The 17,056-nt window shown below is 42.5% G+C and carries 28 protein-coding genes and 1 tRNA gene; all 29 read right to left on the reverse strand.

Features of this window, described 5'->3' with window-relative positions; translation table 11 throughout:
* Nucleotides 1-16: 16 nt before the first annotated feature.
* Entirely contained in the window at nt 17-640 is a 624-nt protein-coding gene (locus tag KFV11_RS06840; RefSeq protein ID WP_254249545.1) for a helix-hairpin-helix domain-containing protein, read from the reverse strand.
* A gap of 76 nt (nt 641-716) precedes the next feature.
* Nucleotides 717-1,433, reverse strand: a complete 717-nt coding sequence (locus KFV11_RS06845) for a class I SAM-dependent DNA methyltransferase (protein WP_149458519.1) — start codon at nt 1,431-1,433, stop codon at nt 717-719.
* A gap of 1 nt (nt 1,434) precedes the next feature.
* Nucleotides 1,435-1,785, reverse strand: a complete 351-nt coding sequence (rsfS, locus tag KFV11_RS06850) for a ribosome silencing factor (protein WP_149458518.1) — start codon at nt 1,783-1,785, stop codon at nt 1,435-1,437.
* A gap of 16 nt (nt 1,786-1,801) precedes the next feature.
* Nucleotides 1,802-2,368, reverse strand: coding sequence for a bis(5'-nucleosyl)-tetraphosphatase (symmetrical) YqeK (gene yqeK, locus KFV11_RS06855; RefSeq protein ID WP_149458517.1), 567 nt, complete (start codon nt 2,366-2,368; stop codon nt 1,802-1,804).
* Nucleotides 2,346-2,915 (reverse strand): nicotinate-nucleotide adenylyltransferase, encoded by a 570-nt coding sequence (nadD, locus tag KFV11_RS06860; RefSeq protein WP_254249546.1) that lies wholly within the window; start codon nt 2,913-2,915, stop codon nt 2,346-2,348. Before nadD ends, yqeK begins: the two co-directional genes overlap by 23 nt.
* Nucleotides 2,912-3,205 carry a ribosome assembly RNA-binding protein YhbY gene (gene yhbY, locus KFV11_RS06865; RefSeq protein WP_149458515.1) on the reverse strand — a complete coding sequence of 98 codons (294 nt, stop codon included), beginning with the start codon at nt 3,203-3,205 and terminating at the stop codon, nt 2,912-2,914. The genes nadD and yhbY overlap by 4 nt, the downstream gene beginning before the upstream one ends.
* A gap of 10 nt (nt 3,206-3,215) precedes the next feature.
* Nucleotides 3,216-4,019: a shikimate dehydrogenase gene (aroE, locus tag KFV11_RS06870; RefSeq protein WP_254249547.1), complete on the reverse strand. Its 804-nt coding sequence runs from the start codon at nt 4,017-4,019 to the stop codon at nt 3,216-3,218.
* Between the two features lie 8 nt (nt 4,020-4,027).
* A complete protein-coding gene (gene yqeH, locus KFV11_RS06875) occupies nt 4,028-5,125 on the reverse strand; it encodes a ribosome biogenesis GTPase YqeH (RefSeq protein WP_254249548.1) in 1,098 nt (365 codons plus the stop codon).
* Between the two features lie 125 nt (nt 5,126-5,250).
* A tRNA-Gly gene (locus KFV11_RS06880) sits at nt 5,251-5,321 on the reverse strand.
* Nucleotides 5,322-5,396: 75 nt separating this feature from the next.
* Complete coding sequence (locus KFV11_RS06885; RefSeq protein ID WP_149458512.1) at nt 5,397-5,651, reverse strand: hypothetical protein; 255 nt, start codon at nt 5,649-5,651, stop codon at nt 5,397-5,399.
* A 200-nt stretch (nt 5,652-5,851) separates the two neighbouring features.
* The gene (locus tag KFV11_RS06890) at nt 5,852-6,256 is read right to left on the reverse strand and encodes an HIT family protein (protein WP_254249549.1); all 405 of its coding nucleotides are present in this window, start codon (nt 6,254-6,256) and stop codon (nt 5,852-5,854) included.
* A 53-nt stretch (nt 6,257-6,309) separates the two neighbouring features.
* Nucleotides 6,310-7,140, reverse strand: a complete 831-nt coding sequence (locus KFV11_RS06895; RefSeq protein ID WP_149458510.1) for a prohibitin family protein — start codon at nt 7,138-7,140, stop codon at nt 6,310-6,312.
* Nucleotides 7,100-7,411, reverse strand: coding sequence for a hypothetical protein (locus KFV11_RS06900; protein ID WP_254249550.1), 312 nt, complete (start codon nt 7,409-7,411; stop codon nt 7,100-7,102). Before KFV11_RS06900 ends, KFV11_RS06895 begins: the two co-directional genes overlap by 41 nt.
* Before the next feature lie 1,718 nt (nt 7,412-9,129).
* Complete coding sequence (locus KFV11_RS06905) at nt 9,130-9,492, reverse strand: hypothetical protein (RefSeq protein ID WP_254249551.1); 363 nt, start codon at nt 9,490-9,492, stop codon at nt 9,130-9,132.
* A gap of 670 nt (nt 9,493-10,162) precedes the next feature.
* Nucleotides 10,163-10,912, reverse strand: a complete 750-nt coding sequence (locus KFV11_RS06910) for an encapsidation protein CP3 (protein WP_254249552.1) — start codon at nt 10,910-10,912, stop codon at nt 10,163-10,165.
* Nucleotides 10,913-10,914: 2 nt separating this feature from the next.
* Nucleotides 10,915-11,391, reverse strand: coding sequence for a hypothetical protein (locus KFV11_RS06915; RefSeq protein ID WP_254249553.1), 477 nt, complete (start codon nt 11,389-11,391; stop codon nt 10,915-10,917).
* A gap of 55 nt (nt 11,392-11,446) precedes the next feature.
* Nucleotides 11,447-11,749 (reverse strand): hypothetical protein, encoded by a 303-nt coding sequence (locus tag KFV11_RS06920; protein WP_254249554.1) that lies wholly within the window; start codon nt 11,747-11,749, stop codon nt 11,447-11,449.
* Between the two features lie 11 nt (nt 11,750-11,760).
* Complete coding sequence (locus tag KFV11_RS06925) at nt 11,761-12,489, reverse strand: hypothetical protein (protein ID WP_254249555.1); 729 nt, start codon at nt 12,487-12,489, stop codon at nt 11,761-11,763.
* Between the two features lie 12 nt (nt 12,490-12,501).
* The gene (locus tag KFV11_RS06930; RefSeq protein ID WP_254249556.1) at nt 12,502-12,693 is read right to left on the reverse strand and encodes a hypothetical protein; all 192 of its coding nucleotides are present in this window, start codon (nt 12,691-12,693) and stop codon (nt 12,502-12,504) included.
* 1 nt (nt 12,694) lies between these two features.
* A complete protein-coding gene (locus KFV11_RS06935) occupies nt 12,695-13,042 on the reverse strand; it encodes a hypothetical protein (RefSeq protein WP_254249557.1) in 348 nt (115 codons plus the stop codon).
* Nucleotides 13,043-13,079: 37 nt separating this feature from the next.
* Nucleotides 13,080-13,283 (reverse strand): hypothetical protein, encoded by a 204-nt coding sequence (locus KFV11_RS06940; RefSeq protein ID WP_254249558.1) that lies wholly within the window; start codon nt 13,281-13,283, stop codon nt 13,080-13,082.
* Entirely contained in the window at nt 13,283-14,530 is a 1,248-nt protein-coding gene (locus KFV11_RS06945; protein ID WP_254249559.1) for a replicative DNA helicase, read from the reverse strand. Before KFV11_RS06945 ends, KFV11_RS06940 begins: the two co-directional genes overlap by 1 nt.
* A complete protein-coding gene (locus KFV11_RS06950) occupies nt 14,517-14,858 on the reverse strand; it encodes a replicative helicase loader/inhibitor (protein ID WP_254249560.1) in 342 nt (113 codons plus the stop codon). Before KFV11_RS06950 ends, KFV11_RS06945 begins: the two co-directional genes overlap by 14 nt.
* The gene (locus KFV11_RS06955; RefSeq protein WP_254249561.1) at nt 14,855-15,646 is read right to left on the reverse strand and encodes a helix-turn-helix domain-containing protein; all 792 of its coding nucleotides are present in this window, start codon (nt 15,644-15,646) and stop codon (nt 14,855-14,857) included. Before KFV11_RS06955 ends, KFV11_RS06950 begins: the two co-directional genes overlap by 4 nt.
* Nucleotides 15,647-15,768: 122 nt before the next feature.
* Nucleotides 15,769-15,978, reverse strand: a complete 210-nt coding sequence (locus KFV11_RS06960; RefSeq protein WP_254249562.1) for a hypothetical protein — start codon at nt 15,976-15,978, stop codon at nt 15,769-15,771.
* Entirely contained in the window at nt 15,966-16,181 is a 216-nt protein-coding gene (locus tag KFV11_RS06965; protein WP_254249563.1) for a hypothetical protein, read from the reverse strand. Before KFV11_RS06965 ends, KFV11_RS06960 begins: the two co-directional genes overlap by 13 nt.
* A complete protein-coding gene (locus KFV11_RS06970; RefSeq protein WP_254249564.1) occupies nt 16,174-16,362 on the reverse strand; it encodes a hypothetical protein in 189 nt (62 codons plus the stop codon). The genes KFV11_RS06965 and KFV11_RS06970 overlap by 8 nt, the downstream gene beginning before the upstream one ends.
* A gap of 55 nt (nt 16,363-16,417) precedes the next feature.
* A complete protein-coding gene (locus KFV11_RS06975; RefSeq protein ID WP_254249565.1) occupies nt 16,418-16,690 on the reverse strand; it encodes a hypothetical protein in 273 nt (90 codons plus the stop codon).
* Between the two features lies 1 nt (nt 16,691).
* Entirely contained in the window at nt 16,692-16,901 is a 210-nt protein-coding gene (locus tag KFV11_RS06980; protein WP_254249566.1) for a helix-turn-helix transcriptional regulator, read from the reverse strand.
* Between the last annotated feature and the right edge of the window lie 155 nt (nt 16,902-17,056).

A 17,056-nucleotide genomic window follows, 5' to 3' on the forward strand; every position in this document is an offset into this window, starting at 1 on the left:
GCAATAACAGCGGGAATTACAATTCGACAAATGGTTCGAGGGTGACATATGTCTTCTCGCCGATACCTTTAATCTCTTTCAGCTCCTCTTTCGTCTTGAAGCCGCCGTGCTGCTCGCGGTACATGAGAATGTCCTGCGCTTTCTTCGGACCGATGCCGGGAATTTCCTGCAGCTCTCCTTCCGTGGCAGTATTGATGTTCACTGTCTGCTGTGCAGCAGAATGGCCGGCAGCCTGATGGTACATTTCATACTTGCCCGCTGCTACTTCTCCTTTAACAGGAATATAGATGACCATTTGATCGGTCAATGTCATCGCCAGATTCACTGCCTGAATATCTGCATTTTTCAGCGGCACTGCTAACTTGATCACATCATTCACCCGCTGCGTCTTTTTTGCGGGGTAGACACCAGCGAATTTCACTGCTCCTTTAACATCCACCATGATTGAATCACTGACTGTCTTATCATGCACGGGTTCAAGAGCTTTCACGGGCTGCGCCGGCACTTTCACGACTTCATCCGTAGTCTGTCCGGGCTCATTCTTAAAGAAGTTGAAGATGAGAAAACCTGCCATCAGCAGCACCACTATAATACCCAGCTTGGCCTTATGTTTCTGCAGCAGCAGAAGAAAATCATCCATATAAAAACACCTCCACCTAATTATCGGTGGAAGTGTCATTTTCACTTTTTTCTGTCACAAATAAAATTTAATTTCATCATTGATGTGTCACGACGAAGAACAGCCGTTCCGGTTCATTGCCGACCGGCTCATCCGGCAGAAAGTCAGCAAACACACGTACTGCTTTCAATTCCGCCTCAGCAAGCAGCCGTGTATAATCCGGCACACTTAACGTCTGCTGAAAGTGCGTTTCATCATAGCGGTCATACTTACCCTGGTCATCTCTGACGAAAAACGACAGTTCATGCCAGACACTGTCCGCTTGTTCACCGGCAAACGTCTGCCATATATAAGTGACATCCTCCGTCTCATCCGTGTAAGTCTGACCATCAAACAAATGTGCCATCTTCCACTGTGAGTGAACATCAAACAGAAAGGTCCCTTTTTCAGCAAGATGCGCCTTCACCCGGCTGAACAGTGCCGGCAAATCTGCAGCTGCGATATAATTCAGACTGTCACAGTAACATGTGATTAAATCAAACGTCATGCCGAGGTCCAGCTCAGTGATGTCCTGAACAAGCCAGTTGACTGACGGATCCTTCTGAGCTGCGACAGCAAGCATATCTGCACTTAAGTCAACACCGACACGGGTCAGAGACGTCGGCAGCAGCGTCGTGAAACTGCCGGTGCCGCAGCCGAGATCGAGCACTGTCTTTGCATCAGTTAAATAAGGTGCGGTCACTGCCAGCCACTTATCATAAGGCTGATCATACATCAGCCTGTCATATAACGCCGCAAATGCTTCATAGGCCATCTTAGTCTACCTGTTCAAACTCAATGAACTCAGCGTCACGGTATAGACGCTCCAGATTATAGTAGCCCCGTTCTTCTTTATGGAAGACATGGACGACGACATCACCGAGGTCAATCAGTACCCAGCGCGCTTCATTGAAGCCCTCCAGGCGGTTGACATCCAGCCCGTTTTTGTGGGCCTGATCTTTTACTTCGCGGGCAATCGCCTGTACTTGTCTATCTGAATTGGCATGACAGATTAAAAAATAATCTGTGATCCCGCTGATTGTTTTGACATCAATTGCTAAAATTTCTTCTGCACGTTTGTCATCACATGCTTTTGCTGCTACTTCCAATAATTGTTTTGAATCCATTCACTCAATCCTTTTCCTATTTTTCTAAGTTATAGTAATTTAAACACTCAATTGTTCTGGGATAAATGCATTTATCATTTTCAAGCAGAAATTTGACGGTCCGCTTCGAAATGTCGTAAATCGCTTTATCAAGTTTTTTCTCGTCAAATATCATTGTTCTCATCTCATCGACACCCGGCTGATTTCGTCCGGGTTCGATATAGTCAGCGACAAAAATAATTTTCTCTGTCAATGTCATCTGCTTGCGACCGGTTGTATGATTAAATATCGCCTGCAGCACTTCTACGTCTTCTATGCCGTGTTCATATTTCATGAGAGCTGCAGCAACCGGTCCGTGCAGTATTTCAGAATTATAGGCAAGCAGTTCCCGGTCAAGTTCATACTTCGTCACCAGCTGATACATGAGCGCTAAATCGTCGTACTTCGCGTAGTCATGCAGAATGCCTGCAAGCTCTACTTTCTCTGCGTCACCGTTGAATAAATCAGCCATTTTGACCGCTGTCTCTGCAACACGCATAGAATGTTCGAATCGTTTTTTCGGCAGCTTCTCTTCTACTAGTTTAATGGCTCTTTTCTTTTTCATAGATCTGTTCCTTTCGGACAAAGGCTTCAATCTCAGGATGCAGCCAGAATTTGACGGTTGCTCCTTCAGTCAGCCTTCTTCTAATTTCTGTAGCGCTGATGTCGATTCTCGGGATATGAAACGATATATCCGGTGCCGTTACTTGATTTTCTTCTGTCTCGCGATTGACGACGATAAAACGGCAGAGCTTTTTAAGTTCATCAATGCGGTGCCACCGATTAAGCTGGACGTATTGATCGGTGCCGATGATGACCACAATATCCTCATCATAACGGCTTAATTCAAGCACAGTATCATACGTATAGCTGTCACCCGTCCGGTTGATTTCCATGTCAGACACTTCGCCGAATTCCAGAACAGCAGCCGCCAGTTTAAGCATATCCAGTCTTTCCTGGTTCGTTGCTACTGTGCGTTTTACTTTCAAAGGGTTTTGACGCGCAGGCATCAGTATGAACCGGTCCGGTCGAAAAGACTGATACACTTCATGAGCAACGATCATATGACCGATATGAATAGGATCAAACGATCCGCCGTAAAGTATAATCATCGCGGTAATTCTAGCTGCTTGTGGTTCCGGGACGGTTTGTAGAGAATGATCGTTGACCCGATGACCTGCACAAGTTCACCGTAGACGCGTCGTGCCAACTCTTCAGCAAGCACTTCTTTTTCGTCCATATTGTTCTGAAGCACACTCACTTTAATCAGTTCGCGTTTCTCCAGTGCATCGTTCAGCTGGTCGATTAAATTACCGTTAATACCACCTTTACCGACTTGAAAAATCGGGTCAATGTGATGGGCTTTTGCTCTTAAATAACGTTTCTGTTTTCCTGTTAACATAGTAACCTCCTCATAGTTCCTGGATAACGCGTTCTTTCATGACACTTCTATCAGCCGGCTCACCCGTCCAGATTTCAAAGCTCTGCGCCCCTTGATTGACAAACATATCTAATCCATTCATCACTGGCAGCTGATGACGTGCGGCTTCAGCGAGAAACGGTGTGACCGCCGGCGTATAAATGATATCAGCCACGTGCGCGGTGTTATTAGCACGATTTAAGTCACAGAGCTCTTCTGCCGCAAAGCCGGTCATACCGATAGGTGTTGTATTGATGATTAAATCCATAGTGCCAATCACTTCATTGACATGCGCCAGCTGAATGGCATTCACAGTAAATGGCCAGTCACTGAAGCGGTCGAGCGAGCGATTAGCGACAGTGACTTCTGCCCCCGCCTGCTGCAGTGCATAGGTGATGGCCCGGCTAGCACCGCCTGCTCCGAGTATCAGCACTTTCGTTCGTTTGAAATCCGTCATGCTGAAATTCTGGCCGAGACTTTCCACAAAGCCGCTGCCGTCTGTATTGCAGCCAGTCCATCTGCCATCTGTTATTTTCACTGTGTTGACTGCCCCCATCATGCGGGCTTCCTCATCAACCTCATCAAGATACGCCATAATAGCAGATTTATGAGGAATCGTGACGTTGAAGCCATCAAGCTGCTGCTCTTTAATAATATCCCTGATATGATGGAAATGAGCCGGCGCAATATCGAGCGCTGTATACGAGTGCTCATGACTGCCGGCTGTAAAATTCGCATGGTGCATGACAGGCGACAATGAATGTCTGACCGGATGGCCGATGACTGCGAAATTCATCTGATCACCTACAATATGCTCGGTCTTAAATAGACATCCACCTGCTGCGGCGCAAACACTTCAATAACCGCTCCGGCTTCCACTGTAATAAACCCAAGACCTGAAATAATAATATCCTGTTTCTTATCTTTGACAGACAACGTATGGCGGCGCACCGCATCAAAATCAAATGTCTTATCACCTGGAGGTGTCAGCAGTTCACCGATCTGACGCTGCCATAAATCATCAGCATTTATAGACTTCGTCCGGTGAATATTTAACCGGTTAGAGATAAAGCAGTTTAGGCTGCGGCGGCCGCCGGACACATAGTCCACACGCACGAGCCCGCCGAGAAACAGTGTCTGACCTTCGTTCAGCTGATAGTTGCGCGGCTTGATCTCTTCTTTCGGCATAATGACCTTCAATTCATCATCTGTCACATAATGCGTCATCTGATGCGCCTGAATGATACCCGGTGTATCGAACATAAATGTCCCGTCACCGAGCGGGATATCAATCAGATCCAGTGTCGTCCCTGGAAAATGAGAAGTAGTGATGACATCTTTTTCGCCGATGCTGCGCTCGATGAGTTTATTGATCAATGTGGATTTACCGACATTTGTCGTCCCGACGATATAGACATCTTTGCCGTCCCGTTCACGTTCAATCGTCTCAAGCAGTTCATCAATGCCCTGATTTTTAGCTGCGGAGATAAGCACGACGTCTTCAGGCTTCATCCCAAGTTCCTTTGCCAAGTGCTTGATCCAGAGTTCGACGCGATTTTTATTGATCAGCTTCGGCAGCAGATCAATCTTGTTTGCTGCAAGAATCACTTTCTTGTTACCGACGATGCGTTTCAGCCCGTTGATCCATGACCCTTGAAAATCGAAGACATCAATCACATTGACAATGATACCATCGCGGTCTCCTAACGCATTCAGCATCGTCAGGAAATCATCACTCGTCATATTAACATCCTGAATTTCATTATAATGCTTCAATCTGAAACAACGTTTACAAATCACGTCTTCCTTATTCAAGCTTGACTGCGGCACATAGCCCGCTTTCGTTGCATCATCGCTCTGGAGTACTGCTCCACAGCCGATACATCTCATTTCATTCGACAAACATATTCCTCCTATAAATAACGAACTCGCCCTATATTCCTTTACTATTCTACCACATAAGCTGAGGAATGAAAAAAGAACTATTCACAGCAAAAAAGTCCAGGGAATATCCCGGGACTTCAGTAAGCGGGTGATCGGAATCGAACCGACGACATCAGCTTGGAAGGCTGAGGTTATACCATTTAACTACACCCGCACATGTATTTAATTATTTTAGCTGATACGCCAGAAAAAATAAAGAAGAAAGCTCCAGATTACTGGAGCAAAGTGCTTACCATCTGTTCTCAAGTTTCTCGAGCATTGACTGCCCTTGCTGTGTAAGTTTCAGATCACTCATCGAGCTGACGACGTATTCACCATTCTGTTGATATGCCGCTTTATCGCCGTCTACTAAGTCATTATCAAATAAGTAGTCAAGTTCAGCCGTAATTCCCTCCGACTGGACATCAACTTTTTCAGCATTAAATGTGCCTTCTTTAGAAATACTGTCTAAATAGTTATAAAGTACATCTTCATTTAAGTTCATTTTTATTCTCCCTTTCGCTGCTTGTTATATTATCTATACCCTTAAATTATAGTTTATACCATTTGATTTAAAGTCAGCAGAGAAAGGTTTTTGAGAAAAACAAAGTATAGGGCGGCCGCTCAAACGAATATTTCTCCACTTTTATTCGCGGGGAGCCGCTCAAACGAATATTTCTCCACTTTTATTCGCCGGGAGCCGCTTCATAGTTTTTCTGCCAGGTCATTCACTAAAACTGCAAGTTTTGCTCGTGCTATCTGCCTGACATTCACCTGTACACGATCCCAGAAACCGTCTTCCTTATATCTTGGTATGACATGGACATGAAAGTGAGTATCTGGATCCATAGCTGCGCCGTTATTTGAGGCGATAGTGACGCCTTGGACTTCAAACTGCTCTTCAATCAGCTGGACGATGAGCTGCTCAAGCCGGATGAGCTCAATGAGTTCCTCGTCCGTCAGTTCAGTCAAATTCAGCCGGTGCTGATTTGAGATCAATAGCAGATGGCCGTTCTGTATAGGGTCAATATCAAAGACAACTTTAAAGCAGCGGGTCTGAAGCAGCAGTTGCTCTTCTTTCAGTTGGTGACAGAATATACAATTATCCATTAAATCGTCCTCCGAATAACATAAAAGCTCTCAAACTTATGAGAGCTTTCCGGTTACTTATTGACATCAACGATGACGCCGTCACTGCCGATAGTGATCGGCTGTTTGCCGTCCCATTTATCGATCATCTGCTTACGGATAATCTGATCGGATAGAGATTTCTCGAGAATTTCATTGGCTGCTGCCTGACCTTCTGCTTCAATCTTCTTCTTTTTAGCGTTCTCTTCTGCTATCGCACGGTCCGTTTTAGCACGCTCCAGCTCCTGGTTGGCTTTCACCCGCTCATCAATCGCTGCCTGTGTCGCTTTATCAGCTTTCGGACTTGAAATGGCAATGTCTTCCACAATAAAACCCTGCTTCGTCAAATTGTCCTGCAGCATCTCAATTGTATTCTTCTTGATTTCGCTTGTTTTGACACCGAACGTCTCAATAACGGAGAACTTCGCCACGGACTGGCGCAGGCCGTCCTGCACACGTGTTCTTAAGAAGCCGCTCTCCAGGCCTTCGATATCGGCATTCCCAAACTTGTTGAAAATATTCACGACTTTCGTCGGATCTACATGATAGTTCACGCTGATGTCCATATTCAAGTTCTTACCGTCTGAAGTCGCTACATTTAAATCATCGTATTCCTTTGTCTGGGTTCTGATCGGGTAATGGACGGCCTTATCAAGTGGTGAAATAATATGCCAGCCTGCAGGTTTTGTCTGTTCTTTAACACCGCTGACTGAATAAATGACGGCCTGGTAACCTTGCGGGACTTTCTCGATGCTCATGAATAGAATGAGTGCACCAAGCAGCAGAATCGCTCCTAATATAGTGGTAAGCAGCAATGACTTGCGGTTAACGGGTTTCTTCGGTTTCGAGGGTGTGGATGAGTTCATTGATTTCTTCAAGCTCCTTCTCTAATGGTTTAATTTCAGAAAGCTGCTGAAAGTGCTGACTGCGGATTTCAATCGCATGTTCAAGCTGCTTTTTCTTCTGCACAAGCCGCTCTTTCTCAAGCTGATCATCATAGTGCTGACGCACATATCCCCGTCTGATATCACCTGCTTCAGCCCGATAAGCAAAATAGTCGTATACTCGGGATAAAATAAAATACAGTGCGATACATAGAATGATTAACAGTAGCATTCCCAGTAAAAAGTAGCGCATGAACTTACTCCTTTCATTCACTTCTTATTATAATTATAGCATTTTCTGATAACCAGCAGCTGATTTCCAACCTTAAAGTTTTCTTAAAAAAAGACATGCCGCAGCATGTCTATTCTTCCCATTTGATAGATGCCATTTAAATAAGAAGTAATACATTATCAATTTCAAGTATATCAAGGGCTAAACGGTTATCAGACCGCTTCTGATGTTAAGTGAAACATTATTTATCATCAGAAAGCTGTCGTTTTTTTGTCGTTTTTTATGCCTGACCCTGGGTGAACGTTTCGTTCTATCAGATCATTGCAATTTACTACATCATACACTAAAGAAGCGGTGATGTCTTTTAGGAATGTGAAAAAGGTAAATCTTTAGAATTCTTAAGGACTTTCGATCATGATGCTAAGGCCGACATTTCGGCTCTATACCAGTCATGGGGTCGTGTTTTACGACGTCATACTATGTCCTAAAGGTCATCGCGTTTCGCGCCCCCCTTTACAAGGGTTAAAGACAAATATGTCGCTTACTCTTTTTTGAGCAATAACCTCTATATTGGTCACACTTTTTTGTGTACTCAAAAATGAGTAACCAATAGCTGTTGTTCAAAATAAGACGATAGCTACTAGTCGTTTTTGACTAATAGGTACAACGTAAAAAAGGACATGTGCTCACTGAACTCATATTTGAGTCGAGCAAAACAATGTGTCCATATATGGACACATTAATGTCCTCAGATTTGGGGATATTGAATACGCTCAATAATGAGCGTATTCATTTTGCTTTTCGGATTCGGAAGGCAAACCAACCTCGTCATAAATGACGCAGTTCAAGGCCGCCCCATCCTTAGGCTACCCTTGCGATATGCTAGGACCTACCACATTGCCGTTTTGGGAATGTGGTCTCAGCCGAAGAATAATAAACCACTACCCTGAATCAGGGCATAGGTTAGGTGTCCCCAATTTTAAGGTGACCTCGCGTTTCACTAGGTCATGCCTTTAAACCAAAAAACGGCTATTTTTTGAATTAGGGATAATGCTAGGGTACCGGTTCGGTACGTCAGCAGCTAACCGATGCATTAAATCGGTCAGCTACCTGATGTAAACAATCCTTACATCAGGTCTAGTAGTCCTCTCTGCTCTCAATAGTCCTTAGTCCAGGGTGTGATCAATCTGCACATCCTTTGGGCGTAAACAATCCTTACGCACTATAACTGTCAGAGTGGCTGACCACTATAATACATCGGTGAGGTTTAATGAGGTCCCAATATAGGACTACACTATATATTTTTGTATTCCGACATTATCCAACAATTCATGTCAACAAATGTCAACATTCCAGGACCCGAAAGCGATAATATCGCTAGCTGGTCGGAACAATCTTCCGTTGAGGTCCAGAACAATCCCTCCTATATAGAATGAAATGTCAAGTTTTGTCAGGTTTTCATGTTAATAAAATTCAACATTCTTCAACATTTCATTTCAGGTTTTTTCAGATTTTCTCAACCTTGCTTCGTTCTGTATGTGCAACCTTTTAGGGAGTTGTTCCGTTTTGTAAAACGCCTGTACTCCGTTCTGAGTTATGTTAGGTAAATCTCTCAATAATCACCTTCCAGCCTTAGAGTGATGCCACATTTTGCAACACTCCAACTAAAAAAAGAGATGCAACCTTTGCACCCCTTTAACCGTGTTCGTTTGATATGAAATTGCAACCTTTTTTAGTTGTCATAATGTTCTTCTTGTAATTACTTCAGCATCATTCAGTTCTTGCAATATATCACGCTTCCGCTTCCAGGTTATCCTTTTCTTGTTGCGCATTATCATGAGTAATACGTCTTTTCTTACATAAAGCTGTCCGGTTTGATCCATCACACAAACGTCATCATCAATTATATGAAAACCTTTATATGTCTCCACCAAGTACTTGTTAGGACGCTGCGCCTTGTACGCTTTAAGTTCTGGTGCTGTTCCATACCTGAGCCGGTTTCCGTTGCCGATTTTAGAAGCGGAATTAGTATTCCCTCTGTTTCCCTTGCTAAATGTGTTGCCGTGCTTGAATCGTCCCTGTGCGTCTCTGAGAGTATCCATGTCATCACTCCTTTTTTATAGCCTCCGAATTCTCTATTTAGGGTGTCCGTTTTGTCCTTTAGAGTGTCGGAAGTCTCGGCTTTTAGGATGTCTAAAATGTCTAAAACCTTAGCATTTCTTAGCATTTGATAACTTTTCTTAGCATCAAAACCCAACAATTCCCTATATCACCTCTTTTTATGGCTGCCGAAAGTGCCGATTTCTTACCTTGTCAAGCAATTTATGAAATACTCTTGGACTTCTAAACACTTTTGATTTCATTATCTTCCTTACTTCTTTCGGGTCATTTTCCATAGCTGCCAATAGCTTAGGTATATCTTCATCTTTAAATTCGTATTCAGTAGTGAAGCTCTTTGTCGCTATCTGTTATATCTCCTTTTTATTGTATTGATTTAACCAACGCAATTTTGCGTTGGCTGATTATCAAAACGTAATATTGCGTTTTGATTAGAATGATTAGAAACCTCAAATTTGAGGTTTGCTATGAGAACGAACTTTTCCGTTTTCAGAATGCCTTTTCTTTTTTAGGGAGCCAATAAGGCCAGTTTAGAATGCTATCACTAATACATGCTAGGAATTGCTAGGTTATATATGATTGTGTTCTAGCATTTTCTAGTAATTGCGTGCCAACATCTGCCGACATTCTTAACGGGTCAGTTTTATTGCTATTTTAGTGAACTACTGCAAAGTCTTCTATCCAGGTACTACTTCTATCAACTCGCTCTTTTGCTATTGCTCGATTAAAGGCTTCTGCTTCTTTAATCTCTCTTTCTCGACACTTCTCTTTGTGTTCTTGTAACGCGATTGCTTCAGGATCCCCTGCTTTCAACTTTGCTTTGAACTCCTCTTGTTCTCTACGCGTTTCTTTATCGTAATATCCTACATGCCACCATTTGACAAAGTTATCTTTCTTAATCGCCTCAAAGTCTATCTCGTACTCAGTAAGACTATCAATTTCAGCACTTAACAGCTGCACTTGCTCTGGCGTGAGTTCATTATAGTCCTCTATGCACTGATAGCCTTTATCCCGCCTTTCTTCTCTGACTTGTTGAAGTGCTTCGATGAATGTATTTAAATGATATATATCACTGCGGATCATCTTACCTGTACGTTGATACTTGTTTACAACGACAAAATTATTGCCTTTCACTCTAATTGAAGCCTCTTGGAAGTCCTCATAATCGCGCTCTGCGCGTTCCATAAACCGAGCGAGACTTTCTTTCTTTTCGATGATTCTGAAAGTGAGATCTTCGACTGAATAGCCACCCATATACCATCCTTTGACTTCATCAATTTTGATGGTACAGACAGACATATCATAAAGGGATTCAATTTCCCTTTGCATCTTCATGATTTTAAGCGTAGTGAAGCGGGGATTGTACTTTGTGAGTAGATGCTTGAAACTTATGTACTTTTCCATGATTACATCAACTCCATAAGAAAGTTAGGCTCATAAGCCGCTTCATCATTAGTATCTTGCGGTGTAGCTTTTTTGCTCAACAAATAATCAAGGATCTCTTGTTTTAACTCTTCGCTGACATAACGACCATTTACAATTAGTTCTACTAACACGATTTTTAGTTGTTCAATCCGACTAGAAGTCGTATCGTTTTCTTGCAAGATCTCCAATTCTTTTTTTATCGCCAGAAAATCTTTTTTGACTTTCTGATTAACAGTGTCTTTATCAACACTCATCTTAGCTTTTTCCAGTAGATTGCGCTGACTTAATTCATGATTAAGGATATTCAGACGATCAAGCTGCCTTTTATAGGCCGGCTCTTCCTTGTTATCTTCATATTCATTCAAAATAATATTCTCGTTTATAAACAAATTGAGTAAATGCTCATCACTTATTTGAAGCGGCGTCTCTTGAATTATTTCGAACACACTTTTAACCATACCTTGTACCCCCTATCCATTTAATAAAAGGCAGGGCCAAAGCCCCACCCCTAAATTACTTCTCTTTGTCTGCCAGCCACTGCTTGAACTCTTTATGATGCAATACAAACTGTTTGAACATTTCTTCCTTGTCGCTCAATGCTTGCTGATAATCTTCAATGAGTTCTTCAATGACCTTGTAAAGCGGATTAGTTGAGCGGGCGTTTTGCGGCTCACCTCGATAAAAGTTATCGAAATTCTCCCTGTTGATATTTTCAATCAATTCACTTCTTGCCGCTTTTACACCTTGATTCTGCAAAATTCTAAAGAAACGCTCTTTTTCTTTCTTGATTTCTTGGTTCAGCTTATTATCAGTCATGTTTTATCCTCCTAAATTCCGTACTCATTTTTATATTTATCAAGCGCTAATCGCATTGTTAATCTAGCTGCGCCTCCGCCATCGGTAGCATAACGGTCCATATCTTCTTTCAGCTTGCGATACACTTTGAGTTTAGGCGGTGTCACAATGTCATCAATGTCGTTTTTGAATGTCGAGAAACTTACTGATGCATAATCTTGCTCAAAATCTGCGAGTTGTTTAATTGCATTCTTGAATAGATAAAGGTTGTTATTGATCGCATGCGCCTTGTATTTGTCGTATTTTGCCGCTTCCAGGTACTCATTGAATAGTACTCGTAATTCAGTAGCTGTTCTGACACTGTCTAATTTCATATTCAGCTCATTAGTCATCTGACTATTGTGATAGACACGCTTAGTGATTTCGTCTGAAGATAGATTGTCTGATTCATTCAGCGCTCTGTTCGCTGTCTCAACGATGAGATTACGCTTCTCAACCTGACTTTGTGCCGCCTGCTGAATTACTTCCTCTGCCTTTGCCCGTTCTTCCTGAATAATCGCTCTGATACCTTCTTTAAGTGCTTCGTCCGTGTATGTCTTGCCATACTCCGCTTTATACTCCGCGATACGTGCATCTGTCGCTTTACCAAAGTCACCGATGTTCTCAGCTGGATTAGTATTCACTAGACCCTCATAGGCTGATTTAACCGCTCCATTGTTAAAGTCTGTCTTGTTCATCAATTCAATAATTTCATTTGTCATTGTCCTGTCTCCTTATCTGTTATGTTTTCTGCTGTCTTTGTCGATTGGTTGTATCGCAATCTGTTCTTTACTTTCTCGTTCTTCTCGTCTTGCCTTCACCATGTCCGCTACATATTCGGGTGGTGCATTAGTCAGGTCGATTAAGTCACCCTCTGCTGTGCGATATAGGCTCCGTCCGTCATGCGTTCTTACCCAGTCACTCATATTATGCCTCCCTGTCTATTTGTTGATGGCAATACTCTAATACATCCAGGCGTCCTGTAAGTGCTTCTACGCGCGATATAAGCGCACGTTTTGCTATATGGAAGTCAGAGTCGTTCTTACAGTAGAAGTAACCTTTACGGCCTTCTATGCTGCTTGAACCGATAGGTATTTCAAAATCATTTACTAGTTCGCTGATGATCTGCTGTAACTTCCTGTGATAGTCTTTGTCCTTGTTTAGCTTTGCGAGTATATCTGTTGATGATATATACTTATGTTCGGCTGATTTAATGATATTAAGTACATTGGCGTGTTCCTGTGTCATTATCAGCCCTTCTTTTTCATGGTCCATCTTGTCCCTCCTTTCCATTTATTGTATTTGAAGCGGCTCAACTTGAATCAAGCCGCTCAAATAATGCTTTCTGAAAGTCATCATCCGCCTTGTCGAACAGTAAAACCTCGTTACTATCAATCATCTGCTTGAGTGCCAGCCCTAAATTTAACCACTGCTTTTTTAACACTTCGTTCTCTTCGCTCTTATAAAGCTCTCTGAGCGTCGTTAAGTATTTTTCTACCGTGAATACCTCTTTCATCAAAAGAAGCCCCCTGTGGTCTTATAGAAGCTAAATAGGGCTGTTCCTGTCGCACTGTCTTTACTTTTTGCGATAATGCACTCAATATCTGACTTACCGAAAGCGTCAGGCTCTTTGGTCCTGTTGTAATAGTCATCACGGTATAAGAGAAAAACCATGTCAGCATCCTGCTCGATGCCTCCAGCCTCCCGTAAATCGCTCATAACGGGCCGCTTCTCTGTCCGGCTTTCTACTCCCCTATTCAACTGAGAAAGTGCGATGATGACGCATTTCTGCTCTTTAGCGATGATTTTCAACTTCCGGCTGATCTCCTCGACTTCTAACCGTCTGTCTCTGTGCTTGCCGTCCGACATCATAAGTGTAAGATAGTCAATGATGATGACATTGTTCTTTGATGTCTGTTTCATTCTGGACGCTTCACGACTAATCATTGAGGGTGTCACATGGTCGTTATCATGTACAACTAGCGACATGTCTTTGTATTTTTCCAGCGATTCAGCTAGCTTGTCCTGTTCGTCATCTGTAAATGCGTCAGGTGTCTTGAACTTATTGAGGTGTACGCGGCTCATTGTGGCTAGGATGCGCTGTGTGATCTTCTTGTTGGTCGTCTCTAGTGAAAACAGTGATACATGACTGCCTTTGTCAGCCAGCTTCAAAGCAAGATTGAGGGCAAAGGCTGTTTTCCCTGTGGACGGCCTCGCTCCCACTACAACAAGCTGACCCGGTTCCCAGCCTCCTATGAGGTTATCAAGCTGACTGTAACCCGTCTTGATAAGACTAGGCTTCACTTCGCCGCTCAACTCTTTGATGATCTCCCCTATGACTTCCTTCTTGCTGTCACGTTTGGAAACTTCCAGGCTGTTCACATATTGCATGACCTCATTCAAGTGCTGCCTGTTCTCCTTAGTGGGGTTGTTGCTGTATTGAATACTTGCATCTGATAAAGTTTTCGCTTTGAATACTTCCATTACTTCGATTTGATACTGAGTAAAGTGCGATTTGAATAACAGATCATCGTTACGCCACTGTTCAATTAATGCTGAGGGTATAAAGTCAACTTCATGCTTCTTAGCTGCCTGATAGAGTGCTGCTAAATTCATTCCATTGTTCTTCTCGATGAATGAGAAGAAGCGGGTAGAATATGGATCATAGAACATTTCAGGTTTCAACACTAGGTCACTGAGAAGCTCCGGGTATTTAACGATTGAGCCGATTACCATATATTCTAGGTTTTCATTCATCATCATTCAGATACTCCTTTAAACGGGCGTAGCGAGCCTGTATGCGCGCTTGTTTCTCTGGGTCCTTAGGTTTACTCCTGTTTGCCTCAATGTCCCGCTGTATGGCCTCGTATTGGCGTTGAGCTTCATTGATTTGCTCATACATGGCAATATCTGAAATGTGAGGAGCATACCGCACTTGGCGGTAATACTCCGATAATCTATTGTTAGTACGTTCATAGTCGGCTGTGCGTAATGCGTCTAGCCATGCCTGGCCTATCTCCCTATTCAGCTTGAAGTTAGGATATAGGCTCTGTACACGCTGTACGATGCTTGCCGCTTCCTTGTCTGTCATCGTTCATCCTCCTCACTCAGTAGATCAGTAATGTTAAAGGTTTCAGTATTGCTAGATTGATTGTTGTAGTCGGTTACTTGTGAATAATCTTCGAGATAGCACTCATTCTGTAAGAATGTCTTTGCGTATTTCTGATATTGCTTATTGGTGACTGTTTTCAAATATGCTTTTGTGCCTTGCATGATCTGTTCAAATGAGTGCTTCTTACGTGCTGCCTTGAATTTAGTTAATGCTGGTTTCTTATCCAGCTTCTTGTTGTATAAGTCCCACCATTCATTGAACTCTTCATCAAGTGCGCTATTTATTGCGCTATTCTTTTTATTAAGATTGTTATTTTTAAGACTGTTCTTTTTAGGGGGGTCATTTTGTTCCGGTACGAATTGTTCCGGTACGAATTGACCCGATACGGTTTCATCATCCTGTTTAGATAGCGGCCTCTCTGTTATCGTGTCGTTTTGTAACGGTACGAATTGACCCGATACGGGGTTAGAAATTAGGGTATATACATTGTTACTGAACCCCTTATCTTTCCTATGACGATTAACAATCAAATATCCATGATCTTGCAGCTGTTTTCTGTACTTTTTGAATCTCTTTTCGCTGATATTAAGCTCATGACAGATTAAATCGACACCTGGGAATGCCGTATCTCCTTTTCCGGCAAATGAAGCCAGGTAACTAAACAATGCTTTAGCTTCAATATCAAGGTTTCTATTGCGTGTAACACTTTGAAAAATATATCCATATCGCTCTTCAAACGGTCGAGTTTCATTGTTTTCTTTCGTCATGTCATGCCTCCGTTCCCTCCTATCTCGATTGTGAATACCGATTATGTTTACGGTGATCTTGGTCATTTAAGTTAAGGTAGCAGTTTAACGGCTGCTACTTCCGTGTTATAATAGCTTTAGAATTATGAATCTATGGTTTGATCCCTATCGGTGTTTGGTCGCGCTGCTAGGGGCTTTTTTATGATGATTAAAGCTAGGTTGTTGAGCTTGATGATGTCCTTGAAGTATCGTTTGAAACCCTCCCTGTTGCTGTCATACTCTTCAAACGCTTCTGACGTTGTAAGCTCAAATATAACGGCCTTGTCGTCTATGGTGATCTTTACACCTCGCATGTTTTCCCCTCCTGGTAATCTTTAAGAGTTTTGAATTTCAGTGATCTGACCGGCATATTCATTGCCTGAATCAGCTCAATGAAAGCATCGTGCCACTCTTCCTTATTGGCCCGATATGCCTCATCAGCATCTTGATGAGTGAAAGTGATTACCACGTCGCCTTGTCTGTCGTACTCGACACTTACACCCTCGCGCCTAACCATTCAGAACCTCGTCTAAACGCTTTTTTGTACACTCCACTGTTCCGCAGAAGCGGCGCTCGCTTACACCTGGCAATAACTTTGCCAGTGCTTCAAAAGGGATAGTTGCGACGATCTGGTCGCTACCTTCTTCTCTCAGGTTGAAGTGGCCGACAATGGTTTTCTTGAATGAATACTTCTTCATCTGAATATCCTCCTAAATAGGATGCTCCATTTTTGGGGAATCCTTTTTTATTTGTTTACTTCCACTTACTGTTGATATGAACCAGGTAAGCATCTAATCGTTCAATGACTATCAGCTTCAATCCACTCGATACCGAGATAGAAATGTTCTCAAACTCCGGTGTGTTCTCCGCCGCTTCTATCAGCCTGTTTGCTGTTGCTTTACTGCAATGAATGTAATTATGCACGAGTGATGCGCGGATATACTTTGCGGGTAATACCGGCATTTGTTCTTCTTTCAGGATGCTTTCATGCGGTTGTGGGTTGTCTAACTGAATGACTTTGCTCATGTTATTTCACCTCCTTAAAATAAAAGAGTTCGTTAAATTCTACGCCGAAGTAATCTAATAACTTCTTAGCTGTCTTCGGGGTAATATTGGCTCTATTATTAGTAGCTGATAAAACAGTTGGATAACTCAGCCCCGCTTTCTCGGCGAGTTCTTTCTTGCTGATCCCTTTTTCAACTAATAATAAATTAAAACGATTTTCATTAAGTTTCATCTTCAAACCTCCTTTAAAATACGCTTTTCTAATAGAAAGACTACTTTCTATTTATTAAGCTAATAAATTTATATCATATATTTTCGTGTTAATCAATAAATAAATATAAAAACTATTTAAAAAATAGAAAGACTACTTTATAATCGTTTATGAGG

Origin of the sequence: Macrococcus equipercicus (assembly GCF_024205945.1) — a bacterium.
GTDB lineage: Bacteria > Bacillota > Bacilli > Staphylococcales > Staphylococcaceae > Macrococcus > Macrococcus equipercicus.

What these genes read in the sequence shown, in the direction of transcription:
- KFV11_RS06840 (WP_254249545.1), bottom strand. Translation starts at nt 640, where the DNA reads ATGGATGATTTTCTTCTGCTGCTGCAGAAACATAAGGCCAAGCTGGGT.
- KFV11_RS06845 (WP_149458519.1), bottom strand. Translation starts at nt 1,433, where the DNA reads ATGGCCTATGAAGCATTTGCGGCGTTATATGACAGGCTGATGTATGAT.
- rsfS (WP_149458518.1), bottom strand. Translation starts at nt 1,785, where the DNA reads ATGGATTCAAAACAATTATTGGAAGTAGCAGCAAAAGCATGTGATGAC.
- yqeK (WP_149458517.1), bottom strand. Translation starts at nt 2,368, where the DNA reads ATGAAAAAGAAAAGAGCCATTAAACTAGTAGAAGAGAAGCTGCCGAAA.
- nadD (WP_254249546.1), bottom strand. Translation starts at nt 2,915, where the DNA reads ATGATTATACTTTACGGCGGATCGTTTGATCCTATTCATATCGGTCAT.
- yhbY (WP_149458515.1), bottom strand. Translation starts at nt 3,205, where the DNA reads ATGTTAACAGGAAAACAGAAACGTTATTTAAGAGCAAAAGCCCATCAC.
- aroE (WP_254249547.1), bottom strand. Translation starts at nt 4,019, where the DNA reads ATGAATTTCGCAGTCATCGGCCATCCGGTCAGACATTCATTGTCGCCT.
- KFV11_RS06885 (WP_149458512.1), bottom strand. Translation starts at nt 5,651, where the DNA reads ATGAACTTAAATGAAGATGTACTTTATAACTATTTAGACAGTATTTCT.
- KFV11_RS06890 (WP_254249549.1), bottom strand. Translation starts at nt 6,256, where the DNA reads ATGGATAATTGTATATTCTGTCACCAACTGAAAGAAGAGCAACTGCTG.
- KFV11_RS06895 (WP_149458510.1), bottom strand. Translation starts at nt 7,140, where the DNA reads ATGAACTCATCCACACCCTCGAAACCGAAGAAACCCGTTAACCGCAAG.
- KFV11_RS06900 (WP_254249550.1), bottom strand. Translation starts at nt 7,411, where the DNA reads ATGCGCTACTTTTTACTGGGAATGCTACTGTTAATCATTCTATGTATC.
- KFV11_RS06905 (WP_254249551.1), bottom strand. Translation starts at nt 9,492, where the DNA reads ATGGATACTCTCAGAGACGCACAGGGACGATTCAAGCACGGCAACACA.
- KFV11_RS06910 (WP_254249552.1), bottom strand. Translation starts at nt 10,912, where the DNA reads ATGGAAAAGTACATAAGTTTCAAGCATCTACTCACAAAGTACAATCCC.
- KFV11_RS06915 (WP_254249553.1), bottom strand. Translation starts at nt 11,391, where the DNA reads ATGGTTAAAAGTGTGTTCGAAATAATTCAAGAGACGCCGCTTCAAATA.
- KFV11_RS06920 (WP_254249554.1), bottom strand. Translation starts at nt 11,749, where the DNA reads ATGACTGATAATAAGCTGAACCAAGAAATCAAGAAAGAAAAAGAGCGT.
- KFV11_RS06925 (WP_254249555.1), bottom strand. Translation starts at nt 12,489, where the DNA reads ATGACAAATGAAATTATTGAATTGATGAACAAGACAGACTTTAACAAT.
- KFV11_RS06930 (WP_254249556.1), bottom strand. Translation starts at nt 12,693, where the DNA reads ATGAGTGACTGGGTAAGAACGCATGACGGACGGAGCCTATATCGCACA.
- KFV11_RS06935 (WP_254249557.1), bottom strand. Translation starts at nt 13,042, where the DNA reads ATGGACCATGAAAAAGAAGGGCTGATAATGACACAGGAACACGCCAAT.
- KFV11_RS06940 (WP_254249558.1), bottom strand. Translation starts at nt 13,283, where the DNA reads ATGAAAGAGGTATTCACGGTAGAAAAATACTTAACGACGCTCAGAGAG.
- KFV11_RS06945 (WP_254249559.1), bottom strand. Translation starts at nt 14,530, where the DNA reads ATGATGATGAATGAAAACCTAGAATATATGGTAATCGGCTCAATCGTT.
- KFV11_RS06950 (WP_254249560.1), bottom strand. Translation starts at nt 14,858, where the DNA reads ATGACAGACAAGGAAGCGGCAAGCATCGTACAGCGTGTACAGAGCCTA.
- KFV11_RS06955 (WP_254249561.1), bottom strand. Translation starts at nt 15,646, where the DNA reads ATGACGAAAGAAAACAATGAAACTCGACCGTTTGAAGAGCGATATGGA.
- KFV11_RS06960 (WP_254249562.1), bottom strand. Translation starts at nt 15,978, where the DNA reads ATGCGAGGTGTAAAGATCACCATAGACGACAAGGCCGTTATATTTGAG.
- KFV11_RS06965 (WP_254249563.1), bottom strand. Translation starts at nt 16,181, where the DNA reads ATGGTTAGGCGCGAGGGTGTAAGTGTCGAGTACGACAGACAAGGCGAC.
- KFV11_RS06970 (WP_254249564.1), bottom strand. Translation starts at nt 16,362, where the DNA reads ATGAAGAAGTATTCATTCAAGAAAACCATTGTCGGCCACTTCAACCTG.
- KFV11_RS06975 (WP_254249565.1), bottom strand. Translation starts at nt 16,690, where the DNA reads ATGAGCAAAGTCATTCAGTTAGACAACCCACAACCGCATGAAAGCATC.
- KFV11_RS06980 (WP_254249566.1), bottom strand. Translation starts at nt 16,901, where the DNA reads ATGAAACTTAATGAAAATCGTTTTAATTTATTATTAGTTGAAAAAGGG.